Annotated in this window: 19 protein-coding genes; 13 read left to right on the top strand and 6 right to left on the bottom strand. The window is 66.9% G+C overall.

All coding sequences use genetic code 11. The features are described from left to right. The first annotated feature begins 10 nt into the window (after positions 1 to 10). The 7 genes from purH (at position 11) to rmuC (ending at position 8,869) form a co-directional block, all read left to right on the top strand. Complete coding sequence (gene purH / locus AABA51_RS01435) at positions 11 to 1,597, top strand: bifunctional phosphoribosylaminoimidazolecarboxamide formyltransferase/IMP cyclohydrolase (protein WP_338273683.1); 1,587 nt, start codon at positions 11 to 13, stop codon at positions 1,595 to 1,597. A 66-nt stretch (positions 1,598 to 1,663) separates the two neighbouring features. Further along, positions 1,664 to 2,146, top strand: a complete 483-nt coding sequence (gene lspA / locus AABA51_RS01430; protein ID WP_338273681.1) for a signal peptidase II — start codon at positions 1,664 to 1,666, stop codon at positions 2,144 to 2,146. Between the two features lie 45 nt (positions 2,147 to 2,191). After that, entirely contained in the window at positions 2,192 to 2,710 is a 519-nt protein-coding gene (locus AABA51_RS01425) for a DUF3035 domain-containing protein (RefSeq protein WP_338273679.1), read from the top strand. Positions 2,711 to 2,808: 98 nt separating this feature from the next. Further along, a complete protein-coding gene (locus AABA51_RS01420) occupies positions 2,809 to 4,179 on the top strand; it encodes a M16 family metallopeptidase (protein WP_338273677.1) in 1,371 nt (456 codons plus the stop codon). Continuing rightward, the gene (locus AABA51_RS01415) at positions 4,176 to 5,489 is read left to right on the top strand and encodes a M16 family metallopeptidase (RefSeq protein ID WP_338273675.1); all 1,314 of its coding nucleotides are present in this window, start codon (positions 4,176 to 4,178) and stop codon (positions 5,487 to 5,489) included. The genes AABA51_RS01420 and AABA51_RS01415 overlap by 4 nt, the downstream gene beginning before the upstream one ends. A 47-nt stretch (positions 5,490 to 5,536) precedes the next feature. Continuing rightward, entirely contained in the window at positions 5,537 to 7,378 is a 1,842-nt protein-coding gene (gene mutL / locus AABA51_RS01410; protein WP_338273673.1) for a DNA mismatch repair endonuclease MutL, read from the top strand. 3 nt (positions 7,379 to 7,381) lie between these two features. Next, entirely contained in the window at positions 7,382 to 8,869 is a 1,488-nt protein-coding gene (rmuC, locus tag AABA51_RS01405) for a DNA recombination protein RmuC (protein ID WP_338273671.1), read from the top strand. Between the two features lie 115 nt (positions 8,870 to 8,984). Here rmuC and AABA51_RS01400 read toward each other — a convergent pair whose 3' ends face one another. Next, positions 8,985 to 10,163 (bottom strand): acetyl-CoA C-acyltransferase, encoded by a 1,179-nt coding sequence (locus tag AABA51_RS01400; RefSeq protein WP_338273669.1) that lies wholly within the window; start codon positions 10,161 to 10,163, stop codon positions 8,985 to 8,987. Between the two features lie 105 nt (positions 10,164 to 10,268). On the opposite strand from AABA51_RS01400, the gene AABA51_RS01395 reads away from it, so the two are divergent. The 3 genes from AABA51_RS01395 to AABA51_RS01385 all read left to right on the top strand — a co-directional run bounded on the left by AABA51_RS01395 (position 10,269) and on the right by AABA51_RS01385 (position 12,920). Next, positions 10,269 to 10,613, top strand: coding sequence for an STAS domain-containing protein (locus AABA51_RS01395; protein WP_338273667.1), 345 nt, complete (start codon positions 10,269 to 10,271; stop codon positions 10,611 to 10,613). Beyond that, positions 10,610 to 11,107: an ATP-binding protein gene (locus AABA51_RS01390; protein WP_338273665.1), complete on the top strand. Its 498-nt coding sequence runs from the start codon at positions 10,610 to 10,612 to the stop codon at positions 11,105 to 11,107. The genes AABA51_RS01395 and AABA51_RS01390 overlap by 4 nt, the downstream gene beginning before the upstream one ends. Positions 11,108 to 11,336: 229 nt before the next feature. Continuing rightward, positions 11,337 to 12,920, top strand: a complete 1,584-nt coding sequence (locus AABA51_RS01385) for a gamma-glutamyltransferase family protein (protein WP_338273663.1) — start codon at positions 11,337 to 11,339, stop codon at positions 12,918 to 12,920. Positions 12,921 to 12,968: 48 nt separating this feature from the next. On the opposite strand, the gene hspQ is transcribed toward AABA51_RS01385, so the two are convergent. Continuing rightward, a complete protein-coding gene (gene hspQ / locus AABA51_RS01380; protein WP_338273661.1) occupies positions 12,969 to 13,295 on the bottom strand; it encodes a heat shock protein HspQ in 327 nt (108 codons plus the stop codon). Positions 13,296 to 13,382: 87 nt separating this feature from the next. Here hspQ and AABA51_RS01375 point away from each other — a divergent pair, with 87 nt between their 5' ends. Together AABA51_RS01375 and AABA51_RS01370 are read left to right on the top strand one after the other, a co-directional pair. Beyond that, positions 13,383 to 14,264, top strand: coding sequence for an AEC family transporter (locus AABA51_RS01375; protein ID WP_338273659.1), 882 nt, complete (start codon positions 13,383 to 13,385; stop codon positions 14,262 to 14,264). 90 nt (positions 14,265 to 14,354) lie between these two features. Then, positions 14,355 to 14,936 (top strand): lytic transglycosylase, encoded by a 582-nt coding sequence (locus AABA51_RS01370; protein WP_416915075.1) that lies wholly within the window; start codon positions 14,355 to 14,357, stop codon positions 14,934 to 14,936. A gap of 3 nt (positions 14,937 to 14,939) precedes the next feature. On the opposite strand, the gene AABA51_RS01365 is transcribed toward AABA51_RS01370, so the two are convergent. The 4 genes from AABA51_RS01365 to AABA51_RS01350 form a co-directional block, all read right to left on the bottom strand. After that, a complete protein-coding gene (locus AABA51_RS01365) occupies positions 14,940 to 15,533 on the bottom strand; it encodes a LolA family protein (protein ID WP_338273657.1) in 594 nt (197 codons plus the stop codon). A 93-nt stretch (positions 15,534 to 15,626) separates the two neighbouring features. Continuing rightward, positions 15,627 to 18,584, bottom strand: a complete 2,958-nt coding sequence (locus tag AABA51_RS01360; RefSeq protein ID WP_338273655.1) for a DNA translocase FtsK — start codon at positions 18,582 to 18,584, stop codon at positions 15,627 to 15,629. 13 nt (positions 18,585 to 18,597) lie between these two features. Continuing rightward, a complete protein-coding gene (locus AABA51_RS01355) occupies positions 18,598 to 19,776 on the bottom strand; it encodes an aminotransferase class I/II-fold pyridoxal phosphate-dependent enzyme (RefSeq protein ID WP_338276379.1) in 1,179 nt (392 codons plus the stop codon). Positions 19,777 to 19,886: 110 nt separating this feature from the next. Then, positions 19,887 to 21,236 carry an amidase gene (locus tag AABA51_RS01350; protein WP_338273653.1) on the bottom strand — a complete coding sequence of 450 codons (1,350 nt, stop codon included), beginning with the start codon at positions 21,234 to 21,236 and terminating at the stop codon, positions 19,887 to 19,889. A 51-nt stretch (positions 21,237 to 21,287) separates the two neighbouring features. Here AABA51_RS01350 and AABA51_RS01345 point away from each other — a divergent pair, with 51 nt between their 5' ends. Further along, on the top strand, positions 21,288 to 22,547 hold the full coding sequence (locus tag AABA51_RS01345; RefSeq protein ID WP_338276377.1) for an FAD-dependent monooxygenase: 1,260 nt from the start codon (positions 21,288 to 21,290) through the stop codon (positions 22,545 to 22,547). Positions 22,548 to 22,575: the final 28 nt, after the last annotated feature.

The following is a 22,575-nucleotide window of genomic DNA, read 5'->3' as shown; positions in this document are numbered from 1 at the left end:
ACTTCCCACCATGACCGATACCGTGCAGCCGCGCCGCGCGCTGATTTCCGTGTCCGACAAGACCGGGCTGATCGAGTTTGCCACCGCGCTCGTGGGTCACGGGGTCGACCTGCTCTCGACCGGCGGCACCGCCAAGGCGCTGCGCGATGCGGGCCTGCCCGTCCGTGACGTGGCCGAGGTGACGGGGTTCCCCGAAATGATGGATGGCCGGGTCAAGACGCTGCATCCCATGGTCCATGGCGGGCTTCTGGCGCTCCGCGACAATGCCGACCACCTCGCCGCGATGGAGACCCACAAGATCGGCGCGATCGACCTTCTGGTGGTCAACCTCTACCCGTTCGAGGCGACCGTCGCCTCCGGTGCCGCCTATGACGATTGCATCGAGAACATCGACATCGGCGGCCCCGCGATGATCCGCGCCGCAGCCAAGAACCACGCCTTTGTCGGTGTCGTGGTCGATACCGAGGATTATGCCGAGGTGCTGGCCCAGATCGCGGAACATGGCGGCACCACGCTTGCCTTCCGCCAGCGTCTGGCGCGCACGGCCTACGCCCGCACCGCCGCCTATGACGCCGCCGTCTCGACCTGGATGGCCGCGGCCCAGGGCGATGCCACGCCGCGCCGCCGCGCCTTTGCGGGCGTGCTCAAGCAGACCATGCGCTACGGCGAAAACCCGCATCAGCAGGCCGCCTTCTACACCGACGGCTCGGGCCGCCCCGGCGTCGCCACCGCCCGCCAGCACCAGGGCAAGGAACTGAGCTACAACAACATCAACGACACCGACGCGGCCTTCGAGCTTGTCGCCGAATTCGCCCCCGCCGATGGCCCCGCCTGCGCCATCATCAAGCATGCCAACCCCTGCGGCGTGGCGCGCGGCGAAACCATGCTCGACGCCTATCGCAAGGCCTTCGATTGCGACCGCACCAGCGCCTTTGGCGGGATCGTCGCCCTTAACCAGCGCCTGGATGCCGCCACCGCCGAGGAGATCGTCAAGATCTTCACCGAGGTCGTGATCGCCCCCGACGCCGATGACGACGCCATCGCGATCTTCGCCGCGAAAAAGAACCTCCGCCTCCTGACCACCGGGGCGCTGCCCGATCCGCGCCAGCCGGTTCTCGCCTACAAACAGGTCGCAGGCGGGCTTCTGGTGCAGGACAAGGACACGGGCCATGTCCCCGAAACCGATCTGCGCGTCGTGACCAAGCGCGCTCCCAGCGCCGCCGAAATGGCCGATCTGCGCTTTGCCTGGACCGTGGCGAAACATGTGAAATCCAACGCCATCGTCTATGTCCGCGACGGCGCGACCGTGGGCGTCGGTGCGGGCCAGATGAGCCGGGTGGACAGTTCCACCATCGCAGCCCTGAAAGCGGGCCGTATGGGGGCCGAGCTGGGCCTGCCCGAGACCCCCGCCAAGGGCTCGGTCGTGGCCTCCGACGCCTTCTTCCCCTTCGCCGATGGCCTGATGGCCGCCGCCGAGGCGGGCGCGACCGCCATCATCCAGCCCGGCGGCTCCATGCGCGACGACGAGGTGATCGCGGCCGCCGATGCGGCGGGGCTTGCCATGGTCTTTACCGGCATGCGCCACTTCCGGCATTGACCCTTTTGGGGTGCGCCCGTCACGGCGCATCCCCACCCCACGCGACACCGAACAGGCAAGGCCGTCATGAAACTGCTGCTGATCTCCGCCGCGATCTGGTTCGCGCTCGACCAAGGGTCGAAATACGTCGTGGTCCATGCGATGGACCTGATCTCGCGCGGGGTGATCGAGGTTGCTCCGCCCATCCTCACCTTCAAGATGGGCTGGAACACCGGCATCAACTTCGGCCTCTTTTCCGGCGGTCCTGAGATGACGCGCTGGATCCTGATCGCCATCGCCATCGCCATCACATCCTGGCTGACCTGGTGGGCGAAGAACGGTCTGACCCGGCCCATCGCCCTGATCGCGGCGGGGGCCGTGGTCGGCGGGGCGCTGGGTAACACGATCGACCGGCTGGTCTACGGGGCGGTGGCCGATTTCCTGAACATGTCGTGCTGCGGCATCGACAATCCCTTCGCCTTCAACGTGGCCGATATCGGCATCTTTGCGGGTGCCTTGGGCTTGCTGATCTTCGCCAATGACAGCAAGATGGGCCGTGACGGGGCCTGACAATTGCGTTAGACCCGGCCACGGTGACCGACGAAGGATGACGCGATGCCGCGCCTGATGACAACGCTGACGCTTGGTGCCGCGCTGGTCGCGCTGGCGGCCTGCGGGCGGGGTGATCCGCAGCTGATGAACCTGCGCAACACCGAATCCGGCCCCGACGAATTCGCGATCCTTCCCACGAACCCGATCGAGATCCCGACCGATCTGGCCTCGCTGCCCCAGCCCACGCCCGGTGGCGCGAACCGTGTCGACCCCGATCCCGAGGCGGATGCCATCCGCGCGCTGGGCGGCGATGTCGCGCGCGCCAACCGGGCGGCAGGCGATATCGTCACCTATTCCGCGCGCTTCGGCGTGACCCCCGACATCCGCGGCACGCTCGCGGCCGAGGATCTGGCCTATCGCTCCGACAACCGGGGGCGGCCGCTCGAACGGCTGTTCAACCTGAACGTCTATTTCGACGCCTACCGCCCCATGGCGCTGGATCGTTACGCCGAGCTTGAGCGCCTGCGCCGCGCCGGGGTGCGCACCCCCGCCGCACCGCCCGAAGGCATCGAACTGGAGTGATCCGGATCACAGGCCGGATCACAGGACTGTCAGGGCCGTTGATGCCGGACCGCCAGCCCTTATCTCTACACAAACGCTGGTAACACCGGAGAGCGCCGATGCTGCACCGCCCCGCGCTGGCCCTTAGGCTGGCCCTTGCGCTGATCCTGACCCCCCTTGCCGCCTCGGCAACCGGCGATGTCACCGATTTCATGCTCGACAATGGCATGCAGGTCGTCGTGATCGAGGATCATCGCGCCCCGGCCGTCACCCACATGGTCTGGTATCGCGTCGGCGCCGCCGATGAACCGCCCGGCCAATCCGGCATCGCGCATTTCCTCGAACACCTGATGTTCAAGGCGACCGAGACCATGGGTTCGGGGGAATTCACCGAACTGGTCAAGGCGAATGGCGGCTTCACCAATGCCTTCACCTCCTGGGATTACACCGGCTATTTCCAGCGCATCGCCGCCGACCGGCTGGGCCTCATGATGCAGATGGAAGCCGACCGGATGCGCAACCTGCGCTTCGATCCGGTCGAGGTGGCGACCGAACGCTCCGTCATCCTCGAGGAACGGGCCGAACGTTTCGACAGCTCCGCAGGCGGGCTTTTCACCGAACAGACCCGCGCAGCCCTGTTCCTGAACCATCCCTACGGCATCCCCGTCATCGGCTGGCGTCACGAGATGGAGGAGCTGTCGCTCGAAGATGCGCAGGCCTTCTACGACACCTGGTATCACCCCAACAACGCGATCCTGATCGTCGCGGGCGACGTGACCCCCGACGAGGTTCTGGCGCTGGCACAGGAACATTACGGCCCGATCCCGGCCTCGGACGGCCTGCCCCCCCGCCTGCGCCCGCTCGAGCCGCCCCATATCGCCGATCGGCGCGTGGTCTACGAGGATGCGCGCGTGGCCAATCCTTACGTCACCGTGCAGATGCTCGCGCCCGTCCGCGAACCGGGCGATCAGGCCGAGGCAGCCGCACTCGTCTATCTGGCCGAAATGCTGGGCGGCGGGCAGACCTCGCTTTTCGCGCGCCGCCTCCAGATCGAGGAAGAACGCGCGCTTTACGCCGCCGCCTTCTACGATCCGACCTCGCTCGATCCCTCCTCCTTCAGCATGGTGAACGTGCCCGTTCCCGGCGTCTCCCTCGACGAGGCCGAGGCCGATCTGTGGCGCATGGTCGACACCTTCCTCGCCGAAGGCATCGACCCCGCCCAGTTCGAGCGCATCCGCTTTCGGATCGAAGCGGGCGAGATCTACGAACAAGACGATACCGCCGGCGTGGCGCAGGCCTATGGGGCCGAACTGACCAGCGGCCTCACCCTGTCGGATATCGAGGGCTGGACCGAAACGCTCCTCTCCGTGACGCCCGACGATGTGATGGCCGCCGCCCGCAGGCTCTTTGACGATCCGTCCACCGTGACGGGCCACCTGATCCGCCCCGTCACCGGGCCCGATTCCCAGAATGTGGAGATTGGCCAATGATCGCCCGCATCGCGGCAACCCTCGCCGCCCTCTGCTTCGCCTTTCCCGCGCTCGCCACCATCGAGATCGAGGAAGTCACCTCCCCCGGCGGGGTCGAGGCGTGGTTGGTGGAGGATCATTCCATCCCCTTCGTCGCGCTGGAATTCTGGTTCCTCGGCGGCTCGGCCCTTGACGCGCCCGAGGCACGCGGCGCGACCTACCTGATGACGGGCCTTCTCGAAGAAGGCGCCGCCGACATGGATGCGCAGGCTTTTGCCGCCGCCCGCGAGGGGCTGGCCGCAAGCTTCAGCTTCGACGCCTCGCGCGATGTCGTCTCCATCGGGGCCCGGATGCTGACCCAGAACCGGGATGCCGCCGCCGATCTCCTGCGCGCGGCCTTGGTCGAACCGCGCTTCGATCCCGATGCGATCGAACGGGTGCGCGGGCAGGTCCTGTCGCTTCTCGAACGCAACGCCCGCGATCCCGGCACCATCGCGCGCACCACTTTCAACGACATGGCCTATGGCGATCACCCCTATGCCACCCCGCAAGAGGGCACGCCCGAAAGCGTCGCCGCCCTCACCCGCGACGATATCCTCGCCGCCCATCGCGCGGCGCTCACCCGCGACCGGGTCGTGGTCGGTGCCGCGGGCGACATCACCGCGGCAGAACTGGGCGCGCTGATCGACCATATCCTCGGCGATCTGCCCGCCGAAGCGCCCCCGCGCCCCGGTCCCGTCACCTCCGGGCTTGCGGGCGGCGTGACGGTCGTGGATTTCCCCAGCCCCCAATCGGTGGCCTATTTCGGCCATGCGGGAATCGACCGCGACGATCCCGATTTCTTCGCCGCCTTCGTCCTGAACGAGGTTCTGGGCGGCAGCGGCTTCCAATCCCGCCTGATGCAGGAGGTGCGCGTCGCCCGTGGCCTGACCTATGGCATCGGCAGTTTCCTGTCGCTCGCGGACCTCTCGCCCGCCGTGCTGGGGCAATTCTCCTCCTCGAACGAACTTGTGGCCGAAGCGATCGACGTGGTCCGCGCCCAATGGGCCGATCTGGCCCAGAACGGCATCACCGAGGCCGAGCTTGAGGCCGCCAAACGCTACATGACCGGCGAATATCCGTTGCGCTTCGACGGCAACGGCACCATCGCCAGCATCCTTGCCTCCATGCAATCCGATGACATGCCCGTCGATTACATCACCAACCGCAACAGCTACATCGAGGCCGTGACCCTCGACGATGTGCGCCGCGTCGCCGCCCGCCTTCTCGATCCCGCGGCGCTGCATTTCGTCGTCGTCGGCCAGCCGCAGGGCTTATCCCCCGGAAACTGACGCGACGGCCTTGGAACAGAGGGGGGGCGCATGCTAGGTTTGGTGGCATGTCCCTTGATGAACCCAACATAAGCCGCCCGATCATCCGGCAACTGGATGAAGCCGCGATCAACCGGATCGCGGCGGGCGAGGTCGTGGAACGCCCCGCCTCCGCCGTCAAGGAACTGGTGGAAAACGCGCTCGATGCCGGCGCCACCCGCATCCTGGTCGAGGTGGCCCAGGGCGGCAAGGCGCTGATCCGCGTCACCGACGACGGCTGCGGCATGACACCCGAGGATCTGCCGCTGGCCCTCTCGCGCCACGCCACCTCCAAGATCGACGGCACCGACCTTCTGAATATCCGCAGCTTCGGCTTCCGGGGCGAGGCGCTGCCCTCGCTCGGCGCGGTCGGGCGGCTCAGGATCACCAGCCGCGTCGCGGGGCTCGAGGCGCATGAGATCCGCGTGACCGGCGGCGCGCTCTCCCCCATCCGCCCTGCCGCCCTGTCGCGCGGCACGGTCGTGGAATTGCGCGACCTCTTCTTCGCCACGCCCGCCCGGCTGAAATTCCTGCGCAGCGACCGGGCCGAGATGCAGGCGATCACCGATGTGATCCGCCGCCTCGCCATGGCCGAACCCGCCGTGGGCTTCACCCTCAAGGACATGACCGAGGGCGAGCGCGTGATCCTGCGCGTCGATCCCGAAACCGGCGATATCTGGCAGGCGCTGACCGCGCGCCTCTCTGCCCTTATCGGCGCCGATTTCGTCGAGAACGCCATGCGCATCGATGCCGAACGCGAGGGGCTGCGCCTGACCGGCCTTGCCGGCCTGCCCACCTATTCGCGCGGCGCTGCGGTGGCGCAATACATCTTCGTCAATGGCCGCCCCGTGCGCGACAAGCAGCTCTTCGGGGCCCTGCGCGCAGGCTACATGGATGTCCTGGCCCGCGACCGGCACCCGGCCGCCGCCCTTTTCGTCGACTGCCCCCCCGACAGGGTCGATGTCAACGTCCACCCCGCCAAATCCGAGGTGCGCTTTCGCGATCCCGCCGCCGTGCGCAGCCTGATCGTCTCGGGCCTGCGCCACGGGCTGATGCAGGACGGCCAGCGCGCCGCCTCGACCGTGGGCGACGGCCTGCTCGCCGCCTTCCGCCCCGAAGGGCCTGCGCCCACGTCCACGCCCCTGCCCCCGCGCGTCTACCAGATGGACCGCCCCAGCCAGTCCAGCCTGATCCGCGCCCGCGACTGGCAGAGCCCGCAGCTGGCCGAAGACAGCACGCCCTGGACCCCGTCCGCCCGCGTCGATGCGGGGGCCCCAGCCCCCGAAGAGACATCCCGCCCTCTCGGGGCCGCCCGCGCGCAGCTGCACGAGAATTACATCATCGCCCAGACCGAAACGGGGATGGTCATCGTCGATGCCCATGCCGCCCATGAACGGCTGGTCTACGAACGCCTCAAGCGCCAGATGGACGAAAACGGCATCGCCCGTCAGGCGCTCCTCATCCCCGAGATCGTCACGCTTGGGGCCGATGCCGACCGCCTGCTTTCCCATGCCGATGACCTGGCCGCCCTTGGCCTTGTCATCGAACCCTTCGGCCCCGGCACCATCGCCGTGCGCGAAACCCCGGCGCTTCTGGGCAGCGTCGCGGTCGAACCGCTCTTGCGCGACATTCTCGACGAAATCGACGATCTGGGCCGGTCCGAGGCCTTGCGCGCCCGTCTCGACGCAATCCTGTCGCGCGTGGCCTGCCACGGCTCGGTCCGCACGGGCCGCCGGATGAGCGCCGAGGAAATGAACGCGCTTCTGCGCGAGATGGAGGCGACGCCGAAATCCGGCCAATGCAACCATGGCCGCCCCACCTTCGTGACCTTGGCGATGTCCGATATCGAACGCCTCTTCGGGCGCAGCTGAGCCATGGAAAACGCGCCCCTCTTCGCCTTTCTCGACCGGCTCGCCGCCGATCTCAGGGCGACCTCGCCCTTCGGGGCCGGGGTCGATCCCCTGCCCGCCTATCTGCTTCTGGCGCTTGTCGTCATCGCCGCGCTGATCTTCGCCCTGATCCGCCGTGGCCTGCACCTGCGCCGGGCCGAGGCGGGGCTTGCCGAGATCGAAAGCCTGCGCCGCCAACTCGCCGTGGGCGAGGCGCGCGCCGAACGCCTGCCGCAGCTCGAACAGCAACTGGCCGAAGCGCGCGACGAACGCGACAGCCTGATGGGCGCGCTCAACCAGGCCGAGGCGCGGCTGGAAACCACCGAACGCACCCATGCCGCAAGGCTCGAGGAATTGCGCGGCCTGAACGACGCCCTGCAGGCCCGGTTCAAGACGCTGGCGAACGAAGTGCTGGAGGGCAATTCCAAGGCGTTCCTCGACCGCGTCACCGAACGCTTCGCCACCCATTCCGAGACGGCGAAAGCCGAACTGGAGGCGCGGCAGAAAGCCATCGACGGCATGGTCAAACCCTTGAGCGAACGTCTGGGGGCCTTCGACACGATCCTGCGCGAGATGGAAAAGCACCGCACCGATGCCTATGGCGCGATCCGCGAACAGGTCGAACAGCTCAAACTCGGCCAATCCCAGCTCTCGGGCGAAACCCGCAAACTGGTGCAGGCGCTCCGCGCCCCCAAGACGCGCGGCCGCTGGGGCGAGATGCAGCTCCGGCAGGTGTTCGAACTCAGCGGCATGAGCGAGCATGTCGATTTCGAAACCGAAGCGACCATGCGGACCGAAGATAACGTGCAACGCCCCGACGCCATCGTGCGGATGCCGGGTGGCCGGTCGCTCGTGATCGACGCCAAGACCTCGCTCGACGGCTATCTCGATGCTTTGGAGGCCGAAACGCCCGAGGCGCGCGATGCCGCCATCACCCGCCATGCGCGGCAGGTGGCCGAACATGTCCGCCTCCTGTCCTCCAAGCGCTACCACGACCTTCTGTCCGACACGCCCGATTTCGTGGTCATGTTCATTCCCGGCGATGTCTTCCTGTCCGCGGCGGTCGAAAGCGATCCGGGCCTTCTGGAACGGGCCATGGCGGCGCGGGTGGTCATCGCCACGCCCTCGACCCTGATCGCGCTTCTGCGGACCATCGCCTTTGGCTGGCAGCAGGAGGCGATTGCCGAGAATGCGGTGACGATCCACCGCGAGGCGAAAGAGCTTTACGGACGACTGGCCACGTTTGCCGCCAATCTGCAAAAGGTGGGCGTGGCGCTGAACCGTTCGGTGGACAGCTACAACAAGGCGATGGGCTCGCTCGAGGCCCGCGTCCTGCCCTCGGCCCGCAAGCTCGAAGAGATGCAGGTGGTGCAATCGCCCTCGCCCGACCTGCAGGATGCCCCAAGGGTGGAAACGGTGCCGCGCCGATTGACGGCGGCGGAACTGCTCACCTCCGAAGAGAGCGACGACTGACACCGATGGACCTGGCGCATGGTCCGGTGCCGGGGTGCGCCTGAAGGCAGCACCCTACACGGTGGCGGAAGAGGGGACCGTAGGGTGCGCCTTCAGGCGCACCACCCCCCGAACCTCAAACCCGCTCGATCGCGATCGCCGTCCCTTCGCCGCCCCCGATGCAGATCGCGGCAACCCCGCGCTTCAACCCGTGCCGCTCCAGGGCGTTCAAAAGCGTCACCATGATCCGCGCGCCCGAGGCCCCGATGGGATGGCCCAGAGCACAGGCCCCGCCATGCACGTTCATCCTGTCGCGCGGAACGCCCATCTCGTGCATGAAGGCCATGGGCACGACGGCAAAGGCCTCGTTCACCTCCCAAAGATCGACATCGCCGACCGACCATCCCAGCCGGTCCAGCAATTTCCGCGCGGCGGGAACGGGGGCTGTCGGGAACAGGTTGGGTTCCTGCGCGTGGCTGGCATGGCCCAGAACCCGCGCGCGCACCTTCATGCCCTGTGCCTCGGCCGCCGCCCGGCGTGCCATGACCAGCGCCGCCGCCCCATCGGAGATGGAGGAGGAATTGGCCGCCGTTACCGTCCCGTCCTTGCGAAAGGCGGGTTTCAGCGTCGGGATCTTTTCGGGCCGCGCGCTGCCCGGTTGCTCATCGACCGCAACCACCGTCTCGCCCTTGCGCGTGGTCAAAGTCACCGGCGTGACCTCCGCGCCAAAGGCCCCGCTTTCGATGGCCCTCAACGCATTGTCGAGCGATCCGAGCGCATACTCGTCCTGTGCCGCACGCGTGAACTGGAACGCCTCGGCGCAATCCTCCGCGAAAGTGCCCATCAGGCGGCCCCGATCATAGGCATCCTCGAGCCCGTCGAGGAACATGTGATCTTGCGCTGCCGCATGGCCCATCCGCGCGCCGCCGCGCATCGCGGGCAAAAGGTAGGGGGCGTTCGACATCGATTCCATGCCGCCCGCGACGATCACGTCGGACCGGCCCAGCGCCAGCGCATCCCAGGCGAACATCGCGGCCTTCATCCCCGAGCCGCACATCTTGTTGAGCGTGGTGGCCGGAACCTCCTTGGGCAGACCGGCCTTGAACCCCGCCTGCCGCGCGGGGGCCTGGCCCTGTCCGGCGGGCAGGACGCATCCCATCAACAGCTCGTCGACAGCATCGGCCGCGACCCCCGCATCCGCCAAGGCCGCGGCAATCGCGACACCGCCCAGATCGGCCGCCGCAGCCCCGGCAAGCGCGCCCTGAAACCCGCCCATCGGCGTGCGCGCCGCCCCCGCGATCACCACCTCGTCCATGCGCTTTTCCCCCTTCGATCCTTAACCTCTCGGCAAGTCTTCCCTCACCAATTGGTAAGATTTTGCCCCTATCCGTAACCAATTCCTAACAGTGGAGAGCCCGCCATGAAAATGCGTTTCGAGACCTGCGGGTCCTTCGGCCTGCTCCGCGTCGACGAAACCCGGCTCGATGCCAGCGTCGCGATCCAGTTCAAGGACCGCTTCCGCGACCTGACACAGGCAGAGATCGGCGATGTCATCCTCGATCTGGAACAGGTCGAATTCCTCGATTCCAGCGGGCTGGGCGCCTTGGTCGCCGCACGAAAACTGCTCGGCGCGGATCGTCGGCTGGAGCTGGTGGGGCTGACCCCACCTGTGGCCAGGGTCATGACCCTGACCCGGATGGACATCATCTTTCCGATCCACGCCGACCTCGCCGCCGCGCGCGCCGCGCATCTGGGCGCGGCATGACGGACAGTGCCACGGCAAACCTGCGGCGACGGCTGGTCAATCTGCGCTTCGCAGCGGATGAAACCGCCGTGCGCGCGGCGCTGATCACGGTCGACACGATCCTTGCCGACGCCGGCGCGACCCATGACCTGCGGACCCGCACCCAGATCGCGCTGGCCGAAGCCTGCAACAATATCGTGGAACACGCCTATAAACCCCTGCCCGACGGCCGCGATGGGCGCATCACGCTGGACATCTCGGGCGATGCCGGGGGGCTTCAGATCACGTTGCGCGACAGGGGCCGCGCGATGCCCGAGGGGCCGCTTCCGGGCCGCGTCTTGCCGCACATCGACCCGTCCAATCCCGCGAACCTGCCGGAGGGGGGATTCGGTTGGCCGCTCCTGCGGGAAATGACCCGTGCCCTCAGCATCTCGCGGCGGAACGGACAGAATATCCTGCGCTTCAGGCTTCTTCTGACCGACACGCCCGGCCCCCTTGGCAGATCCTTGCGGTAAATCGCCTTCGTATCGCCAGATTTCCTGCGCATTGCCGCCGCTTTGCGACGGCACAAGAACCCTGTAGCTGCAGAGGCTTCCCTCGATACCGGGTCACCCAGCCCCCACCCAGTGCCCGGTGTCGAGGTCCCTCAGCGCTCTTTCCCATCTCTTTCGTCCGGCTGCCCTTGCACTGTCCGTTGCCGGAAGTAGGTTGCCGCCCATATCCGTGGCGCGAGGGAGGGACAACATGCGCGACTTTCATCATCCGGGCCGATCGGCCGCTTTTGCCGAGAACGGCATGTGCGCCACCTCGCACCCGCTGGCGGCCCAGACCGCCATCGCGACCTTGCAGGCGGGCGGCAATGCGGTCGACGCGGCCATCGCGGGCGCGGTTCTGCTGGGGCTTTGCGAACCTGCGATGACGGGCATCGGCGGCGATTGCTTCGTCCTCATCAAGCCCGCCGGGACCGAAGAGATCATCGCGCTGAACGGGTCGGGCCGCGCGCCCGCAGCGCTGTCCGGGGCCGATCTGCGCGCCCAGGGCCATGACAAGATGCCCGTTTTCGGTCATGCCGCCCCCGTCACCATCCCCGGCGCGATCGATGCCTTCTGCCGCCTGTCGGCCGATCACGGCAAGCTGGGGCTCGATGCGGTGCTCGCCCCCACGATCCGCTATGCCGAGGCCGGTGTGCCGGTGGCCCCCCGCGCACAATTCGACTGGACCCATCACCACGAGAACATGACCGATGCGGCACGCCGTCACTACCTGATCGACGGGCGCCCGCCGCGTCTGGGCGAACGCTTCCGCCACCCCGGCCAGGCCGAGGTGCTGCGCCGCGTCGCCCGCGAAGGGCGCAAGGGCTTCTACGAAGGGGAAGTGGCCGAAGACATGGTCGCCAGCCTGCGTGCGCTCGGCGGGGTCCACACGCTGGAGGATTTCGCCAACACCGCTTGCGACTACACCACGCCGATCAGCGGCAGCTACAAGGGGATCGAACTGGTCGAGCATCCGCCGAACGGCCAGGGCGCGACCGCGATCCTTCTGGCCAATATCCTTGCGGAATTCGACCTGCCCTCGATGGACCCCTGGGGCGTCGAACGCGCCCATCTCGAGGCCGAGGCGACCAAACTGGCTTATGATGCGCGGGACCGTTTCCTTGCCGATGCCGATCACATGACGCGGCTGGCCTATATGCTCGACCCGGCCACGGCGCGGAAACTGGCCGCGCTGATCGATCCGACGCGGGCCATGGCAAGCGCAAAGGCGCTGACCGAGGAAACGCACAAGGAAACCATCTACCTGACCGTGATCGACAAGGACCGCATGGTCGTGTCGCTGATCTATTCGGTGTTCAAGGATTTCGGATCGGGCATCGCCTCGGACAAGTTCGGCATCCTGTTCCAGAACCGCGGCGCGGGCTTCACGCTGGAGGAAGGGCATCCGAACGAGGCGAATGGCGGCAAGCGCCCGATGCACACGATCATTCCCGCGATGCTCAAGCAAAATGGCCGCGTCATCATGCCCTTCGGCGTCATGGGCGGACAGTATCAATCCACCGGCCATGCAAGGATGCTGACCAACATGGTGGATTACGGCCTTGGCCCGCAGGAGATGATCGACGCCCCCCGCTGCTTCAGCGAATACGGCGAGATGCGCGTCGAAAAGGGCTATGCCCCTGCCGTGCATCAAGGGCTTGCCGATCTGGGCCACAAGGTATCCGTTCCGCCGGTGGGCATCGGCGGCGCGCAGGCGATCCGCATCCATCACGAGCTTGGCGTTCTGGAAGGCGGGTCTGACCCGCGCAAGGACGGCATCGCGCTGGGATATTGACGATCATCGGGCGGGGGCCATCGGCCCCTGCCCACACGCCCGCCCGGGTCAGTTCAGCTGATATTCCAGCGGGTAGCGGCCATCGCTGAATTCCCCGAAAAGATCGGGAAGGTCGGGGTGATCCACCGGCTCGCCGCTTTCGTCCGGGACAAGGTTCTGCTCGGACACATAGGCGACGTAATAGGTCTGATCGTTCTCGGCCAGAAGGTGATAGAAAGGCTGTTCCTTGATCGGACGCGCCTCTTCGGGGATGGCCTCGTACCAATCCTCGGTATTGGCGAACTGGGGATCGATATCGAACACAACCCCGCGAAACGGGTGCTTGCGATGCCGAACGACCTGTCCCAGCCCAAATTTTGCCGTGCTTTTCAGCATGACGGAATTCCCCCTAGACCCGTATACTTAACGCCTTCATAGGGCGAATGTCCATGGCTCGGCCTTTGGCCTCGGAGAAACAATCTGTTGGATATCGTCGTCACGGTCCTGGGTATCGTCGCCCCGGTTTTCCTGCTGGCCAGCGCCGGCTTTGCGTGGGCCAAGGCCGGATACGATTATCCGACCGAGTTCGTGACGCGGCTTGCCATGACGCTCGCGGTCCCCTGTCTGATCTTCACCGCCTTGATGCGGACAGAGATCGCGCCCGCCGCTCTTGCCGCGCTCAGCCTTGCAACGCTTGGCGCCTATGCGGCCGTTCTGGCGCTGTCATGGGGTCTGGTGGTGGTGCTGCGGCTTGATCGTGCCGCCTATGTCGCGCCGCTGGCCTTTGGCAATACGGGCAACCTCGGCCTGCCTCTGGCGCTGTTTGCTTTCGGCGAAACCGGGCTGGGTCTGGCCGTGGTGGTGTTCGCGGTCATGGCGATCCTCGCCTTCACCATCGGTCTCTGGCTGGTGGCGGGCGGCGCCACGCCCGGCCGGGTGCTGCGCGAGCCGATGCTGTGGGCGACGATCATCGGTGGCGTGTTCCTGAGCATGGGTTGGCAGACGCCCGAGTGGCTGACGCGGTCCCTGTCGCTGGTCGGGCAGATGGCGATCCCGCTGCTGCTGATCACGCTGGGCGTTGCGGTGGCAAGGCTGCGACCGGGACGGATCGGGCGGGCCATCTGGCTTTCGAGCGCGAAACTGGCCCTTGGGCTGGCCGCGGGCGTGATCGCCGGGCGGGCCTTTGGCCTCGATCCGGTGGCCTTCGGTGTGCTGGTCCTGCAGCTGGCGACACCGGTTGCCGTCACCTCCTACCTGCTGGCGGAACGCTACGATGCCGATCCCGATGCGGTTGCGGGTCTTGTCGTGGTCTCGACGCTCATGTCGGTCGCAGCCATGCCCATCACATTGTCGTTCCTGCTGTGATGGCGTGAAAACCGCGCATTCCATCGGGGCAGCTTTCCGCGTATCATGGCGCGCAAATACGAACCGGACAAATCGGGCACGAGCAGAACCATGAAACGCCGAACCCTCATCATGGGTGCGATCTGTGGCCTTGCGGCTGGATGCGGGCAGCGCGAATTCTCCGCGCCGCGCAGCCTTGACGACGCCTGTGCGCTGGGTCGGGAACGGCCGCATTACATGCGGGCCATGCAGCGGACCGAGCGCCGCTGGGGTGTGCCGGTCCATGTGCAGATGGCAACCTTTCACCAGGAAAGCCGGTTGGTCGGCGATGCGCGCCCGCCCTTCCGCTACGCGCTTGACGTGATCCCGATGGGACGGCTGAGTTCGGCCTTCGGCTATAGCCAGGCGCTGGACGGCACCTGGGACGAATACAGGGCCGACACGCGCAACCGCCGCGCGCAGCGCACCAACATCAACGATGCCGCCGACTTCATGGGCTGGTACATGAACCGCACGCGCGAGCGGAACGGCGTGGCCCTGACCGATACGCGCAACCAGTATCTCGCCTATCACGAAGGTCACGCGGGCTTTGCGCGCGGCAGCCACAACGCCAAACCATGGTTGCTGGATGTCGCCGACCGTGTCGCTGCGCGCGCCGAACTCTACGCGACACAATTGCAGACCTGCCGCTGACCCTCAGCGCTCGCGGGACTGGATCTCGAGGGTGATGTTGAACAGCCCGTTGGGGATGCGCACACCTTCCTCCATGTTGCCCAAGACGACGGTGGTCTGCGCACCGCTGCCATCGGTGATGATCCATTGCCGCAATTCCACGGGATCGTCGGTAAAGACCAGTTCGATGGTGCCGATCTCGGGGCGGTCCGGATCCTGGGCCAGAACGCGGGTGGCCGTTCCGTCGAACAGGTGCCCGATCACCTGGCCCGACGCGGCAAGATCGACATTGCGCGCAAGGATCAGTTGCAGGGGCGTCTCGGACAGGGGGTATTGTTCGGGCCGCGTGTTCGAGCGCCCGTCAAAGATCGCGACCTGCTGGCCGCCCGCGATCACCAGAAGATCATCGCCTTCGTATTCGAACCGCATCCGACCGGGCCGGTCGATCAGGATACGCCCCGTCGACACCGAGCCATCGGCATTGATCTGGGTAAAGCTGCCCTCGGCCGTCCGGATCTCGTTGAGATAGCGCGACAGGTCGGACAGGGGCACGATATCGGCGCGGGCGACAGGAGCCGCCGCAAGACCGAGCACAAGGGCAAGAATGAACCGTTTCATGCCACCTAGATATCCCATCGGCGCGGCGATTGAAGGGGATGAAACCCGCCTCACGCAAGCGTCACCGGGACCGGCGGTCCACCGCCGATCCGGTCAATCCTGTTCGGGCACGAGGATCTCGCGCTTGCCCACATGGTTCGCGCCGCTGACCAGCCCCGCCTCTTCCATCTGTTCGACCAGACGTGCGGCCTTGTTGTAGCCGATGCCGAGCTTGCGCTGGATGTAGGAGGTGGAACACTTGCGGTCCTTGATCACGATGGCCACCGCCTGGTCGTAAAGCGCATCATCGCCATCCGTGTTGCCGCCCGTGTTCAGGCCCAGAACCGCGTCGATATCGCTTTCGCGGTCCTCGTCCGGGCCTTCGAGAACGCTCGAGGCATAGGAGGGCGGGCCGAAGGATTTCAGGTGGCGCACGATTTCCTCCACCTCTTCGTCGCTGACGAAGGGGCCGTGGATACGCGTGATCTTGGCGCCGCCCGCCATGTAGAGCATGTCGCCCATCCCCAGAAGCTGCTCGGCCCCCTGTTCGCCAAGGATCGTGCGGCTGTCGATCTTGGACGTGACATGGAACGAGATCCGCGTCGGGAAATTCGCCTTGATCGTGCCGGTGATGACATCGACCGACGGGCGCTGCGTCGCCATGATCAGGTGGATACCGCTGGCGCGCGCCATCTGCGCCAGACGCTGGATGCAGGCCTCGATCTCCTTGCCCGCGACCATCATCAGGTCGGCCATCTCGTCGACGATGACGACGATGAAGGGCATGGCTTCGGGCTTGAATTCCTCGGTTTCGAACACCGGATCGCCGGTTTCGTCGTCAAAACCCGTCTGGTAGGTGCGCTTGAACATCTCGCCCTTGGCCAGCGCCTCGCGGACGCGGCCGTTGTAGCCCTCGATGTTGCGCACGCCCATCTTGGACATCTTGCGATAGCGTTCCTCCATCTCGCCCACGACCCATTTGAGGGCCACGACCGCCTTTTTCGGGTCGGTCACGACGGGCGACAGCAGGTGCGGGATGCCGTCATAGACGCTGAGTTCCAGCATCTTGGGGTCGATCATGATCATCCGGCATTCTTCGGGCGACAGCTTGTAGAGCAAGCTCAGGATCATCGTGTTGATCGCCACCGATTTCCCCGAACCGGTGGTGCCCGCGATCAGCAGGTGGGGCATCTTGGCAAGGTTGGCGATGATCGGATCGCCGCCGATATCCTTGCCGAGCGCCAGCGGCAGACGGTGGTTGCCGTCCCCGAAGCTGCGATGGCTGAGCAGCTCGCGCAAAAGCACCTTTTCGCGGTTCTGGTTGGGCAATTCGATGCCGATGACCGAGCGGCCCGGCACGGTCGATACGCGCGCGGACAGGGCCGACATCGACCGCGCGATATCGTCCGACAGGCCGATGACACGGCTGGCTTTCAGCCCCGGCGCGGGTTCAAGCTCGTACATCGTGACCACGGGGCCGGGGCGCACGCTGACGATCTCGCCCTTGACGCCGTAATCGTCGAGAACGGATTCGAGCATCCTTGCGTTCTCTTCGAGCGCCTCGTCGCTCAGGTGATGGCGCTCGATGACATCTGCAGGGGCCAAGAGCGTCAGGGACGGCGGTTCATAGACCGCTTCCTCGGGCTTTGCCTGCAAGGGCAGCGACGGCTGCGCATCCGCCTGTGCCTGCTTCGAGGGGGCGGATGGACGCGTCGCCGCGCGGGTCATCACGCGCCGCTGCAATTCCGTCTGCGGCAGGCTGTACGGGGCTGCCGCGCGGCGGATCGGCTGTTCCTGTTCGATCACGTCATCCTCGAGGAACATGTTCTCGGGCATGTCATCCTCGGGCTCCGGATAGGACAGCATGTCCGGCATCTGGGGCATGGCGGGCGCGGCCAGGGGGCCGGCGCTGCGATGGGCAGCGGTCAGGGGCGGTTCGACGCGCTGCGCCGGATTGGCGGCTGCGGCCACCGGGGCCGCGGGGCGCAGGGGGGCTGTGCCGGGCAGAACGCCAAGGCGGCGGGCGGCAGCATCCGCCACCGTATTGGGTCGACGCACACGCGACTTGATCACATCGGTGATCCGCGCGCGGATCTTGTCTTCATCGGGCGGGGCGATGCCCGCCAGCGGATCGAGCATGGCGCCCTTGGTCGATCCATGCACCGCCATTTCTGGTATGGGATCTGCCGCTGCCTCGGCATCGCGGGCGCGCAGCATCGGCATGCGGCCAAGGATACCCGGCATGCGGCGCGCCGGACCCTCCTGGTGATGCCGGTCATCCTCCGCGTCGTCGTCATGGACGATGGGAATGCGGCGCATGGCGGGATCTTGTGCAAAGCGTGCGGGTGCATGTGCCTCGCCCGTGGTTTCGCGGTAAGCGGCACGGCGGGCCGCAAGATGGCTTGCCGCCGCCCCCGCGCCCTGTCCGGCCGTACGCAGACCGCCCGATACCATGCCGATCAGCGACACCGCCCCGAGGATCAGGAAACGCAATCCCCGCCGGAACTCGGACCGGTTCACGCCTGACACGTAGAGCATCAGACCGACACCGCCCACGAATGCCAGCGCCGACAACAGGCGCAATCCCGCCTCGGGGGCAAAGGGAAGCGCGTTCAGAACCGCGCCAAGGATCGTATCGCCGAACAACCCGCCAAGGCCGAAGCTGTGGATCCAACCTTCGCCGGGGGCGAAGCTGGCCGCATGGATCGAGGCCAGGGCCACCGCGATCGGCACGAAGATCGCCCGTCCGATCACCCGGTCCTGTCCGGTCTGCGACAGGAACCGCAGGCCCCATATGGCGGCCACGATCGGCAACAGGATCGCCCCATAGCCCACGATCATCATCAAGATCGCCGCCACCGATGCGCCGAACCGGCCCAGCCAGTTCTGCGGCATGGCATCGGTCGCCGCCATGAAATTGGGGTCTTCGGGCGCGTAGGACACCAAAAGCGCAACAAGGGCCGCTGCCACGCCCAACAGGGCAAAGCCGATCCCCTGCTGGCCCAGCCGCATCAGCGCGGCTTGCGTCCGATCGTCGAGAAGCGGATCCCGCTGTCTGGTCTGATAGGCCATCGGCTCTACACCCTCATCCGTAAAGACACGATCTGAGCCGCAAGAGCCCGTCGCGCATTTCTTGTTGTTCCGCCACCATCGCCACGCGGAGCCTGTCGGCACCGGGTGTGACGCCGTCCACCGCCCGCGCGAGATACGCACCGGGCAGGACGCGGACGCCCGTTTCGCGCCAAAGCTTCAGCGCCGCCGCCTCGCCATCCGCGACGGGCAACCACAGAAAGAACCCGGCCTGCGGGGCCCTGTAGCCCGGCACATCACCAAGGATCTCGTCGGCCATGGCGTATTTCGCGCGATAGAGCGCGCGGTTTTCCTCGACATGGGTCTCGTCGTTCCAGGCCCGGGTCGCCACCGCCTGCAAGGGCAGGGGAAGGGGCGCGCCCGCGTAATTGCGCAATTGCTTCATCGCGGCGATGCTGTCCGGCCCGCCCGCGGCAAAGCCCGCGCGCAACCCCGGCAGGTTCGACCGTTTGGACAGCGAATGGAACACGACCACGCGCTCGGGGTCCGCGCCGGTCCGCGCCACCGCCTCGAGCGCGCCGGGGGGCGGCGTGTCGCGATACAGCTCGGAATAGCATTCATCGGCCAGAATGCGGAAATCGTGGCGTTCGGCCAAGGCGAGCAGCGCATCCCACCACGCCGCATCGGCCACGGCCCCCTGCGGGTTCGCGGGCGAACAGACATAGGCGATGGCGGTCCGGTCCAGCACCTCGGCGGGCAGGCTGGCGTAATCGGGCAGATCGCCCGTCGCCTCGGTCGCCGCGACATAGACGGGCTCGGCCCCAACGGCGAGCGCGGCCACGGCATAGACCTGGTAGAAGGGGTTGGGCATCAGCACGACAGGCTTCTTGCCGCCCTTGGTCTCGGGGCAGAGCGCAAGGCAGGCGTTGAACAGCCCCTCGCGCGTGCCGTTCAGCGGCAGAACCTGCCGATCCGCGGACACCGTCACATCGTAGCGCCGCGCGATCCAGCGGGCGATAGCGGTCTGCAATTCGGGCGTTCCGTCATTGGGCGGATAGCGCCCGAACCCGTCGAGCGCGCCCGCGATCTCATCCCCGACCCAAGCCGGAAAGGCATGCCGCGGCTCGCCGATCGACATATGGATGACCGACCCGCCCGCCGGATAGGCGTCGAGCAATTTCCGCAAACGCGGAAACGCGTAATCGGGCAGGTTCGAAAACCGCTCGGGAAACATCATGAAACTGCCTCATCACCGGGGTCATTGATGCCCCGTTTGCGACGAGCCTACAGGCTTGCCGTGCGTCGGTCCAGAAAAAGCCGCGAGGTTTCAGGCAGCTGTGGCGCTCACGCCAGAGCCGCCTCCGCCGCAGCACCCAGACGCAACAGCCGCTCATCCGCGCCGGGGGCGGCCAGCATCATCACTCCGCAAGACGGCACGCCCGTGGGCAGCGTCAGACCGCACAGCCCCATCAGGTTGCCGACCCGCGTGTTGCGCAGCGTCAAAAGGTTCTCCGACACGTAGAAATCGGCATCCGCCATCAGGCGGTCGATGGGCGGCGGCAGGTTCGGCACGGTGGGCAGCAGCACGGCATCATAATGCGCCGTCTCCGCCGCCCAGACCTGCCTGAGCACCCGCAAACGCCGCCACGCCGCGACGTAATCGGGCGCGCTGAAGGCCGCGCCACCCCGGAACCGGTCACGGATGCGCACATACATCTTGTCGGGTGCCGCCTCGATCACCTCGCGCCATGTGCCGTAGCCTTCGGTCGCGAAAAGGACGGGGGACAGGTCCATCGCCTCGGCGATGCCGCTGACCGTGCCCGTCGTGATCTCTGCGCCCGCACGCGCCAGACGCGCGACCGCATCGGAATACCCCTTGCCCGGCGCCTCGCGCACATCGCTGGCATAGGGCTCGAGGATCAGGAACCGTGTGCCTTGCAAGCTCGCGCCGCGCAGATCGGCCGCCTTGCCACCCTCCATCACCGCCAGAAGCTCGGCACAATCCTCGACGCTGCGGCAAAGCGGGCCGATTGTGTCGAAGCTTTCGGCAAGCGGCACCACCCCTTGCAGGCTCAACCGCCCATGGGTCGTCTTGAGCCCGACCAGATCATTCCACGCCGCAGGCACCCGCACGGACCCGCCCGTGTCCGACCCGATCCCCGCAGGCGCAAGCCCGAACGCGACCGAGGCCGCCGCGCCGGACGATGAACCGCCTGGCGCAAGGGCCGGATCGTTCACATTGGGCGGCGTGCCGGGTTCGGGATCGGTGTTGCCGCCATAGGCCGGGTTCATCCCAAGCCCGGCAAAGGCCAGTTCCGACATATGCGTCTTGCCCAGGCAGGTGAGGCCCGCGCGCGTGGCGCGTTGCAAGACCTCGGCATCGGTGTCGGGCACCCGGCCCTCCAGCAGCATCGACCCCGCTTCGGTCACCACGCCCGCGGTGTCGAACAGGTCCTTCCAGCTGATCGGCACGCCGTCGAGCAAGCCGCGCCGGGTGCCGTTCTTGGCGCGGTCGCGGGCGGCCATCGCCTCGGCGCGGGCGCGGTCCGGTGTCAGGCGGGCATAGATGCGGGGGCCGTATTCATGGCCCCGCGCGGCCTCCAGATAGGTTTCGGCCAGATCGACCGGATCGATCCGCCCCGCCCCGATGGCCCGCCCCAGATCGCTTGCGCTTTGCCACAGCCAATCGCTCATGCCCGCCCCCTGCCCATGATGTCGCAAGCGACGCTACAACCGCCTCGCGCCATGGACAATCCCGCCTGTCGGACCATAGTCGGGACCATGACACATGACGCGGATATCCTGATTGTTGGCGGTGGGCTGAACGGCCCCTGCCTTGCCTTGGCCTGCGCGCAGGCGGGGCTGTCCTCCATCGTCATCGACACGCTGCCGGTTGCGGCACAGATGGGCGCTGACTTCGACGGGCGTTCCTATGCGCTGGCGCTCGCCTCGGTCCGGATGCTGTCCGCGCTGGGGCTGTGGGAGGGGTTGCGTGACCACGCCCAACCCATCCACCAGATCAAGGCCAGCGACGGCCGCGCAGGCGAAGGGGCCGCCCCCTTTTTCCTCCATTTCGACAGCGCCGAGCTGGAAGAAGGCCCGATGGGCCACATGCTCGAGGATCGTTTCCTGCGCCGCGCGGTGCTGGATGCGATGAAGGATCAGCCGTTGATCACGCATCGCCCGGGGGCCACCGTCATGGCCCAGGCGACCGATGGCGCGGCCAGCGTCACGCTGACGGATGGCGCGGTTCTGACCGGGCGTATCCTGGTGGGGGCCGACGGGCGCAAATCGGGCACCGCCGCGCGGGCGGGGATCAGACGCACGGGCTGGGATTACGGGCAGACGGCCCTTGTCTGCGCCATTGCGCATGAAGAGCCGCATGACGGCATCGCGCATCAATTCTTCATGCCGCCGGGGCCCTTGGCGATCCTGCCCCTGCCGGGGAACCGGTCGTCCATCGTCTGGTCGGAAACCCATGCCGATGCGCGGCGGCTGATAGCGGGCAGCGATGCGGCGTTTCTCGACCATCTGCGCCCGCGCTTTGGCGATTTCCTGGGCGAGATTTCCCTGGCCGGGCAGCGCTACAGCTATCCGCTCAACCTGACCATCGCCAATGCCTTCGTGGCCGACCGGCTGGCACTGGTAGGCGATGCGGCACATGGGGTTCATCCGATCGCGGGTCAGGGTCTGAACCTCGGGCTGCGCGATGTGGGCGCATTGGCCGAGGTTCTGGCCGATGCCGCGCGGCGGGGCGAAGACATCGCGGCACCCGATGTGCTGGCGCGCTACCAAAGCTGGCGACGGTTCGACACGGCCGCGCTGGCACTGGCGACCGATGGGGTCAACCGTCTGTTTTCGAATGACAACCCGGCGCTGCGCCTGATCCGCGACATCGGCATGGGCGCGGTCAGCGCCGTGCCCGCCCTGCGCCGCGCCTTCATGCGGGAGGCGGCGGGCCTGACCGGGGATGTGCCGCGCCTGTTGCAGGGCCGGACGTTGTGAGGGGGCGGGTGCGACAGGTTCGCTTTGC

This window comes from Roseicyclus marinus (assembly GCF_036322625.1).
Lineage (GTDB): Bacteria > Pseudomonadota > Alphaproteobacteria > Rhodobacterales > Rhodobacteraceae > Roseicyclus > Roseicyclus marinus_A.
The sequence above is the reverse complement of the archived record's forward strand: the minus strand, read 5'-3'. Positions and strand labels throughout refer to the sequence as shown.

Coding starts and splice junctions, on each gene's coding strand:
- AABA51_RS01350 (WP_338273653.1), bottom strand. CDS start 21,236: ATGAGCGATTGGCTGTGGCAAAGCGCAAGCGATCTGGGGCGGGCCATC.
- AABA51_RS01400 (WP_338273669.1), bottom strand. CDS start 10,163: ATGGACGAGGTGGTGATCGCGGGGGCGGCGCGCACGCCGATGGGCGGG.
- lspA (WP_338273681.1), top strand. CDS start 1,664: ATGAAACTGCTGCTGATCTCCGCCGCGATCTGGTTCGCGCTCGACCAA.
- AABA51_RS01395 (WP_338273667.1), top strand. CDS start 10,269: ATGAAAATGCGTTTCGAGACCTGCGGGTCCTTCGGCCTGCTCCGCGTC.
- AABA51_RS01345 (WP_338276377.1), top strand. CDS start 21,288: ATGGACAATCCCGCCTGTCGGACCATAGTCGGGACCATGACACATGAC.
- AABA51_RS01425 (WP_338273679.1), top strand. CDS start 2,192: ATGCCGCGCCTGATGACAACGCTGACGCTTGGTGCCGCGCTGGTCGCG.
- AABA51_RS01385 (WP_338273663.1), top strand. CDS start 11,337: ATGCGCGACTTTCATCATCCGGGCCGATCGGCCGCTTTTGCCGAGAAC.
- AABA51_RS01355 (WP_338276379.1), bottom strand. CDS start 19,776: ATGTTTCCCGAGCGGTTTTCGAACCTGCCCGATTACGCGTTTCCGCGT.
- hspQ (WP_338273661.1), bottom strand. CDS start 13,295: ATGCTGAAAAGCACGGCAAAATTTGGGCTGGGACAGGTCGTTCGGCAT.
- purH (WP_338273683.1), top strand. CDS start 11: ATGACCGATACCGTGCAGCCGCGCCGCGCGCTGATTTCCGTGTCCGAC.
- AABA51_RS01415 (WP_338273675.1), top strand. CDS start 4,176: ATGATCGCCCGCATCGCGGCAACCCTCGCCGCCCTCTGCTTCGCCTTT.
- AABA51_RS01370 (WP_416915075.1), top strand. CDS start 14,355: ATGAAACGCCGAACCCTCATCATGGGTGCGATCTGTGGCCTTGCGGCT.
- AABA51_RS01365 (WP_338273657.1), bottom strand. CDS start 15,533: ATGAAACGGTTCATTCTTGCCCTTGTGCTCGGTCTTGCGGCGGCTCCT.
- AABA51_RS01360 (WP_338273655.1), bottom strand. CDS start 18,584: ATGGCCTATCAGACCAGACAGCGGGATCCGCTTCTCGACGATCGGACG.
- AABA51_RS01420 (WP_338273677.1), top strand. CDS start 2,809: ATGCTGCACCGCCCCGCGCTGGCCCTTAGGCTGGCCCTTGCGCTGATC.
- mutL (WP_338273673.1), top strand. CDS start 5,537: ATGTCCCTTGATGAACCCAACATAAGCCGCCCGATCATCCGGCAACTG.
- rmuC (WP_338273671.1), top strand. CDS start 7,382: ATGGAAAACGCGCCCCTCTTCGCCTTTCTCGACCGGCTCGCCGCCGAT.
- AABA51_RS01390 (WP_338273665.1), top strand. CDS start 10,610: ATGACGGACAGTGCCACGGCAAACCTGCGGCGACGGCTGGTCAATCTG.